This is a genomic window from Poseidonibacter sp., assembly GCF_041821165.1.
In the GTDB taxonomy this organism is placed as follows: Bacteria; Campylobacterota; Campylobacteria; order Campylobacterales; family Arcobacteraceae; genus Poseidonibacter.
Genome location: NZ_JBGUES010000015.1, coordinates 18,635 through 27,080, shown reverse-complemented (window position 1 = coordinate 27,080; position 8,446 = coordinate 18,635). Strand labels below are relative to the sequence as shown.

Annotated in this window: 5 protein-coding genes; 3 read left to right on the top strand and 2 right to left on the bottom strand. The window is 23.2% G+C overall.

Annotated elements, in window-relative coordinates; translation table 11 throughout:
* Positions 1 to 81: 81 nt before the first annotated feature.
* On the bottom strand, positions 82 to 2,091 hold the full coding sequence (locus tag ACERKK_RS02775; protein ID WP_373771550.1) for an EAL domain-containing protein: 2,010 nt from the start codon (positions 2,089 to 2,091) through the stop codon (positions 82 to 84).
* 203 nt (positions 2,092 to 2,294) lie between these two features.
* Here ACERKK_RS02775 and ACERKK_RS02770 point away from each other — a divergent pair, with 203 nt between their 5' ends.
* Positions 2,295 to 3,158 carry a hypothetical protein gene (locus ACERKK_RS02770; RefSeq protein ID WP_373771549.1) on the top strand — a complete coding sequence of 288 codons (864 nt, stop codon included), beginning with the start codon at positions 2,295 to 2,297 and terminating at the stop codon, positions 3,156 to 3,158.
* Between the two features lie 14 nt (positions 3,159 to 3,172).
* Here the strand turns inward: ACERKK_RS02770 and ACERKK_RS02765 are convergent, their stop codons facing one another.
* Positions 3,173 to 4,969 (bottom strand): sensor histidine kinase, encoded by a 1,797-nt coding sequence (locus ACERKK_RS02765; RefSeq protein WP_373771548.1) that lies wholly within the window; start codon positions 4,967 to 4,969, stop codon positions 3,173 to 3,175.
* A gap of 192 nt (positions 4,970 to 5,161) precedes the next feature.
* Between ACERKK_RS02765 and ACERKK_RS02760 the strand changes: the two genes are divergently transcribed.
* Positions 5,162 to 5,914 (top strand): Fis family transcriptional regulator, encoded by a 753-nt coding sequence (locus ACERKK_RS02760; RefSeq protein WP_373771547.1) that lies wholly within the window; start codon positions 5,162 to 5,164, stop codon positions 5,912 to 5,914.
* Positions 5,911 to 8,445: an HD domain-containing protein gene (locus ACERKK_RS02755; RefSeq protein WP_373771546.1), complete on the top strand. Its 2,535-nt coding sequence runs from the start codon at positions 5,911 to 5,913 to the stop codon at positions 8,443 to 8,445. Before ACERKK_RS02760 ends, ACERKK_RS02755 begins: the two co-directional genes overlap by 4 nt.
* Position 8,446 lies beyond the last annotated feature (1 nt).

Sequence of the window (8,446 nt, the reverse complement as noted above, 5' to 3'; positions counted from 1 at the left end):
AATAAATTGTATAAAAAAAAGCCAATTGGTTATTTTCCAACCAATTAAACTTTTTAGGAAAGTATTTTTTTATTAGAGAGTTTAGATTATTGAGTTATTTATATTTATATTTTCTGGTTTTCCAAAATAATAACCTTGAGAATAATCAACTCCAAGGTCATAAAGAATATTATAGATTTCTTCATTTTCAACATATTCAGCAATTGTTTGTATATTTTGTTTTTTTGCAAAAGACACTATAGTTTCAACTACATTTTTACTATATTCATCACTGGCAATATTTTTAATTAAAGAGCCATCTATTTTTAAAATATCTGGTTCAAAATCTAATAATCTTTCAAAGCTTGAATATCCTGCACCAAAATCATCTATTGCAATTTGAACACCCATTGCTTTTACTTTTTTTATAAACTTCTTAATTATCTCAAAGTCTTTTACTTCTTCATCTTCTAAAAGCTCGAAAACAACTCTTGATGCATCATCTTTATACTCTTCTAAAAGCTCAAAAAGTTTGATTCGTGTTTGCTCTTTTTCAATATCTAAAGATGAAAGATTTATTGATATCTTCGTTGATATGTGTTCTAATATTTTAAATGAATTTTCTAAAACACGATGCGTGATTTTATTATAATATGTTCCTTTTTTTGATACATCTAAAAATGAAAATGGAGATAAAACGCTTCCTGTTTCATCCACTAATCTAACTAAAGATTCATATTTTTCTATTTCTTTTGTTTTATTATTTATAATTGGTTGAAAATAAGAAATTATTTTATAGTTATCAAGAGCTATTTTAACCATTTTAATAATTTCCATATTTTTCTTAGCTTCAATATGCTCTTTTATTGATGAATCATTTGCATATTTAATTAGCTCTTTTTTATTTATAGCTTGAAGTAAACCACATTTTGCATCTTCAAATAAATGGTCTTTTCCAAAAGAGTAACTAACTACAATATTTAAATCATACTCAATTTCATCAATTAATAAAACTGAGCTTTTAACATTTTTAATAAAATGCTCTAAATATTTATTTAAATTTATATTTGCATCGAAAAAATCAAAAAAGTTCGTTAAAAGTGCAAATTGTCCACTACCTAAATTATAAATATGTTCAAAAATAAAATTATTTGGAAGGTATGTTAAAATATTATAACCAAACATTTTTTCTATTTTATCAACAGTTGAGATGTTGTAAAACTTATCTAAAATATCAAACTCTTCAATTTGAATAAGAATTAATAAAGATAAATCTGTTGAGTCAATTTTATCATTTAAATGTTTTCTATCACTCATAATTGAACTAATATCATCTCTTACACCAATGTACTCTATTATCTTTCCTTTTGAATCCAATATTGGTTTAATAGTAGTTTTTACATAGTATGGTTTTCCAGATTTAGTTAGATTTTTAAGGATTCCTGTCCACTCTTGTTTTTTGTTTTTTACAGTATTCCATAAATCAGTATATAACTCTTTTGGGTTATCAGGATGTCTTACAATTCTATGGTTTTTTCCAAGTAGTTCATTTCTTGAATATTCAGAAACCTTACAAAAATTATCATTTGCAAAAGTAATCCGACCTTTTGTATCTGTTTTTGAGATTATTGTACTTTTATCAATTACTTCATTGTATTGTTTTAAAAGTTTTAAATCTTTTTTAATTTTTTTGTTTTCTTTTTTTATTATACTTTTTTTAATTGATCTGTAAAGAATCTTAAAAAACTCATTTTCAATAAATGGTTTAAGAAGATAACCATCAATTTCTAAATCAATAGTTTTTAGAAAACTCTCTTTATCTTCATTATTTGTATAGATTATAGAAATGATATTTTCATCAATATTTTTAAAGCATTCAATTAAATCAAAACCTGAAATACCTTTAATTTCTATATCTGTAATTACAATAGAGAACGACTGATTTTCGAACTCTTTTAAGGCTTTATATCCATCATCTACACAAATCACATTATTAAAAAAACTTTTAAAATAGTCTAATTTATTATCCTTATTAGTATTGTCTTTTACAATATAAATAAGATTAAGTTTTTTTGAAAGTATTATAATGTCATTTAGTTCATCTATATTCATAATAAAGCCTTAAATAATTTAAAGTATATTTATATCATAACTGAGTATATATATAACTTACTTTATATAATAATATTGAATATAAAATGATTCATTCTAAAAAACAATTAAAAATTAACCATGTGTTTATAAACTAACCATAAAAAGTATCATTTTATTTTTCAAAATAGTATAATAATTAAAAATAATATAGGATTATTAGCATGAAAGAGTTTTTAGAAATCTATAATCAACATAAAGAAGAGATTGAGTTTTTTTTACAAGAAAGTATTAAAAACATAGGAAATTTATCTTCGCAAAAAAATCAAAATTTTGAAGAATTATTTAGAATATTCCCATCACTTGAATTAGTTTATTTAGTAAATAAAACTACTAAACTTCAAGTATCATCAAACTATTATAGACAATCAATTGATACAAAAGCAAAAGATAAAAATAGAGCCTATCTTATTTCAAAGTTAGAGTTTAAAGATACAAATATGGCTTTTTCTAAACCTTATATTAGTTCAGCAACAAGAAGTAATTGTATAACTGTAACAATAAAAGAAAATGATGAAATTGTATTTCTAGATTTTAAAATTGATATTTTATTAGAAAAGTTAAATCTTATTGAGTTGCATAAACCATTTCATACTGTAACAAAAGGTTTTTATGTTGTTGCTGGATTTTCAATGATGATATTAGCAATGTTGACAATACTATTTTCGCTTTATGATTTTGCGTATTATGTTTTTGCTAAAGGTGATATATCCTTAGAAATGATTTTTAAACCAATTATTGCATTAACATTAAGTATTGCTATTTTTGATTTGGCTAAAACTATTTTAGAACAAGAGGTATTTTTTAAATCTTATTCTAGAAACTCAAGAGTCGAAACAAAAGTTTTAACAAAGTTTTTAAGTACTATTATTATTGCTTTATCAATTGAAGCACTTATTGTTGTATTTAAAATTGCTCTAAATAACTATGAATCAATGATAAATGCATTTTATTTAATTGCAGGAATTGCATTAATTTTAATTTCACTTACAACATTTATCTATTTTTCAAATAAAAAACAAAAGTAAACTTTTAAGAATTCCTATTCATTTTCAATAGGAATTCTTAACTCAAATAATGCACCTTTAAATGTTTGGTCTTCATAAGTAAAAGTTTCATTACTTACAAGAATCTTTCCATTTAGATGTTTTTCTACTATTTCTTGTGTCATATAAAGTCCAATACCTGTACCCATTGATTTATGTTTTGTTGTAAAATATGGTTCAAAAATACGTTCCATTATATTTAAAGGAATACCATTTGCTGTATCTTTTACTCTTAAAATAAAGTTCTCATTTTCTTTTAATAAATCAATAAAAATAAATCTTTTAGATATATCTTCTATTTTAATTAGTTCATCTCTTGAATTATTTAGTAAGTTTATAATTACTTGTAATAACTCATTTTCAAAAGAATAAATTTCAAAATCTTGAATATTTTTAACTATTTTAATATTCTTATTTGAATACTCTTTTCCTAATAACTTAAAAACTTTTTCAACTAAATCATTTGAAATAAAACTATTTTTTTCTTTAATAGGTGAAAAGAAATTTCTAAAATCTTCAATTGTTGATGATAAATGATTTGCAGCACCTAAGATACTATTTAAAGAACTTTTATACTCATCATCACTTAACATTCCAAACTCTTTTTTTAACTTCATTCCTGAAGCTGCTGTTGTAATTAAAGATAATGGTTGTCGCCATTGATGAGCGATATTTCCAATCATCTCTCCCATTGCAGCCATTTTACTTTGTTGAAATAAGATATTGTTTTTCTCATTGTTTTTAGAAACTTCTTCTTCAACTGTTTGTTTTAATGAATCATTTAGATTTGCTAACTCTTCTCGTTTTAAATCCAATTTTGTATAAACTTTTTTAAGTTCTTTTGAGTATAAATAATAGCTAATTATGTAAAGAACTAATCCTAATACTATAATAAATAAAGCTAAATATAAAAACATATTTCGTTTATAGTTTTCTATATAAGTTAAATCAATTTTATCAATCTCTTTACAAACGATAAAGCTTGCTAGTTTTTTATTATTATAGATAATAGGTGTATTTATAAGTAATGAATTATCTTTTATAATATAATCTTTTACATTTAGAAGAGACTCAAAATCTTCATTGTCTAAACGTTTTATTAGATTTTTATTTACAGATAAATTAGCTATATAGTGATCTTGTAAAAAAATATTTGTAAATGATTTTTCTTTTAATTGTTTTGTATACTCTTTTTGTACAACTATAATTGGTTCAACATTAGAACTTTCTCTTATACTTTTTGAAATTGAATTAAAATGAGTAATTGATTCAAGAATACCTATAAATTTATCATTTTCATAAATAGGAACCATTGCTTTAAAACTAATATCGTATTTCCCTACACTAATAGTACTTTGGATTTTTGGGTTTTTAATCATTTCAGCAATATCATTTCGTTTATTAATCATACTATCATTTTTATGATCCGTCCAACTTCTATATAAACTAACACCCTTATTATCTAAAACATGAAACCATACATTTTTAAAATCTGTTTGTTCTCGTAAAAGTAAAGATAACTCTTTTAACTTATCTTTTGTTGCAATATTATTTAATTTATCTAAAATGTAGTTATTATTAGCAAGTGTAATTGTAAGTGCTAAAGTAGAATTTTTCTTTTTTAGAATTAAAGAGTTTATTTTATCATGTATACTCATAGCAATATTTTTGTATTTTTTTTCTAAAAACTCTTTCTCTTTTTTTATTATAAAATCACTTGTGAAAATTACTGTTGAAATAGAAATGATTAGAAAAATCACAATAGTAGTAAGTCTGTAAAATTTTTTTTGCATGAAAATCTGAACCTTTAATAAAAAATAATATTTTTACAAACGCATTCTATCTAAAATTTAATTATAAAATAAGTTAATTATGTATTGTTTATTTTTTATACAATTTAGCTTAGAAATATTAAAAATATACAGTATAATGTAAGTAATTAGCAAATTTTTCTTATAATTTGATTATATTAAAAGGTTAGAAGTATGTCAGAATATATAGCACAAGATGAAGTTTCAAAAGAAATCCTAAACTCAGCAAGACTCTTACAAGCAGTAAATGTAAATGCATTAATTACTGGTTCTATGGGCGTTGGTAAAAAAGCATTAGCCAAATTTATACTTCCTCATTCAGAAATTTTTGAAGCTAAATCCTTACAGCAAGATATAATTGATGATGTATTAAATATACAAAATGATGCAATAATTATTGATAAAATACATGAAATCACAAATATTGACTTATTATTAAATTGGTTAGATATAAATAGTATACGAATTATTGCTATATCAAACAATGATAATTTAAATAAAAAATTAAAAGAAATCTTTTCAATTAATCTTGAAATTCCAAACTTAGAAAGAAGAGAATTAGATACAAAAGGCTTAATTAAAAAGTTTTCAAAAGAAGCAAGTATTATTTTGGATATGGAAGTAATATCTTCAAATAAATTAATTACAAATATATCTAAGAATACTCACTCTTTAAGAAAATCTATTTACTTCTCTTATCTTTTTGAAACAATAGGTGAAGAAGAGATTTTAATGTTTCAAGAGAGATATTTATCAGAGCATTTAGAGGGTGAAAATTCATATAAAGATTTATTATATTTATTTGAGGTACCATTATTAAAAGCAGCAACTAAAAAATATAAATCACAAGTACAAGTTGCAAAACACTTAGGCTTAAATAGAATTACACTAAGAAAGAAGCTAGAAATACATAAAGAGTTATTATGAATGATTTAAATTTACAAGTAGAAGAACTAATATCAAAAAAAGCAAGTGATTTTGAAATATCAAAAGTTTTAAAAACATATTTTAAAAACTATCTAAATTCAATTGATACTACATTAGAAACAACTGGCGGAAAAGATTTTTTCATTAAACATACAAAACATACTGACAAATTTCTAATTTTATTATATAAATATATCTTACGTAAAAATTTTGGTTCATATCAACCTATGAGTACATCAATTCCTATTAGTTTAATTGCACTTGGCTCTTATGGTAGAGAACAACTTTGTATTTATTCTGATATTGATATTATGATTTTATATGAAGATACTAAGGGTTATAATCTAAAAGAAATCATGGAAGAGTTTATTACTTTAGCATGGGATTGTGGTTTAAAACTAGGTTCAAGAGTACATGAATTAAAAGAAATAGCAATTGGTGTTGAAAAAGATGTAACTATTAAAAGTTCTATAATTGAATCAAGACTTATTTTTGGTTCAAAATATTTATGGTTTGGATATGAAAATGTTCTTGCTTTAATTAGAAAAACAAATCAAAAAGAGTTTGTATTAGAAAAACTTGAAGAGCATAAACAAAGATTACTAAAATACCCTTTAAAAATGGAACCGAATATAAAAGAAGGTTTTGGAGGAATTAGAGAATCAAATATGATGTTTTGGATGGCAAATATCTTATATGGTACAACTGATACAAGAAATCTAATTGGAAAAGAGTATACAGAAGAAGAGTATAGAAAATATAGACAATCTTTAGAGTTTATTTTTAGAGTTAGAAATGCTTTACATAATATTGCAAGAAAAAAACAAGATCAAGTGACATTTGATATATTGCCTGATTTAAGTACAAAACTTGGCTTTAAAAATTTACCAAGACATACAAAAGAGCGTCAATGTATGGCAAAATTATTATCTTCAATGCATACAATTCATAGTTTTTCTGTAACTATGACAAAAAAATTCACTAGACATATTTTATTTGATTCAAAAAATATTACTAAATTAAAAGATTATAAATATAAAAAAAATCTATATATTATTGATGGTACACTTTATACATCATTTAATGCAAAGTCTAAAACATTAAATTCTTTAATAAAAGAGTTAATTGACTTACCATCTACAGTGATGAGATTTGATAGATCTTATATTTATTATGCTAGTAAATCTAAATTACCAAGTACACAAACAAAAGAGCTAAGAAAAAATATCAAAGCATTACTGTATAAAAAAGAGCTTTATCCAGTAATTAAACTAATTTATAACGCTGGATTATTTCAAGCAATTCTACCAAGTACAAAAAAGATTATTGACCAACCACAATTTGATGGTTACCATCAACATCCTGTTGATGTTCATTCAATTAGAACTTTAAAATTTGCACAATATATTGAAGATGAAGAGATAAAAGCTGTATTTGATTCATTAACACATCCACAACAAGTAATAGTAAGGCTTGTGGCTTTATTTCATGATATAGGAAAAGGTAGAACAATTGATCATCATATAGTTGGAGAAAAACTTTTTAAAAGTATGACTGCATCTTTTGGTTTTGATGAAAAATATATCCAACTTGGTGCAAGATTAATTAGATATCACAATATGATGTCTTATGTAGCAACTCATGATGATATTTACTCACAAAAAGCTATTTTAAATTTTACTGGTTTAGTAAAAACAAAACTTGCTTTAAAAATGTTATATGTAGTTTCTTATTGTGATATTTCAGCTGTATCAAAAACGGCATATAATAGTTCAATATCATCATTATTACATCAGCTATATTTACAATCCTTACCAGCTTTTGAAGATGAAAATTTATTAAATGAAAGTGCAAGAAGAGTTGCAAAACAAAATACAATTAAAAATCTAGAAAGATATAAAGAGCTTCCAAATATAGTAAAAAAGAAAATCATGTATATCGCTTCAAATCAAATATTCTTACGATTAAAAGCTACAGATATTTTAGATATTGCTATTAAAGCTAAAGATGTTGATGATTATATTTATAAGATTATGAATACAACTCATTTAACAATTAGAATTATTAGAAAGGTACCTTTAAATTTAGGTTTCCTACTTGGAAAACTTGAATTTTTAAATATTGCGTCAATGAATATTTTTAAACTTTATGATAATAAAAAAGCATTTTATATCTCATTTACAGAAAAAATTGATGATGAAGATTTACCATTTATTGAAAATGTAATAAAAAATTCATTTGATATGACAAAAACAACAAAACTTAAAACACCTATTATAAAAAAAGAAGATATCAAAATAAATTGTAATCATTCAGCATATTTAGCTTCTATGAATGTAGTTGCAAAAGATCAAAAAGGTTTATTTGCATATATTGCAAAAGTTTTTGATGATTTTAATGTAGAGATTGAAAGTGCTAAACTTCACACTATTAAAGGAATGGCTAGAGATTTATTTTTAATTGAGAAAAATGGGAATTTTTGTTCAAACCAAGATGAAATAATTTCTCTATTATGTAAAGAAGAAGAATAAA

Excerpts from the sequence above, each read along its gene's own strand:
- ACERKK_RS02760 (WP_373771547.1), top strand. The coding sequence starts at position 5,162 with ATGTCAGAATATATAGCACAAGATGAAGTTTCAAAAGAAATCCTAAAC.
- ACERKK_RS02770 (WP_373771549.1), top strand. The coding sequence starts at position 2,295 with ATGAAAGAGTTTTTAGAAATCTATAATCAACATAAAGAAGAGATTGAG.
- ACERKK_RS02755 (WP_373771546.1), top strand. The coding sequence starts at position 5,911 with ATGAATGATTTAAATTTACAAGTAGAAGAACTAATATCAAAAAAAGCA.
- ACERKK_RS02765 (WP_373771548.1), bottom strand. The coding sequence starts at position 4,969 with ATGCAAAAAAAATTTTACAGACTTACTACTATTGTGATTTTTCTAATC.
- ACERKK_RS02775 (WP_373771550.1), bottom strand. The coding sequence starts at position 2,091 with ATGAATATAGATGAACTAAATGACATTATAATACTTTCAAAAAAACTT.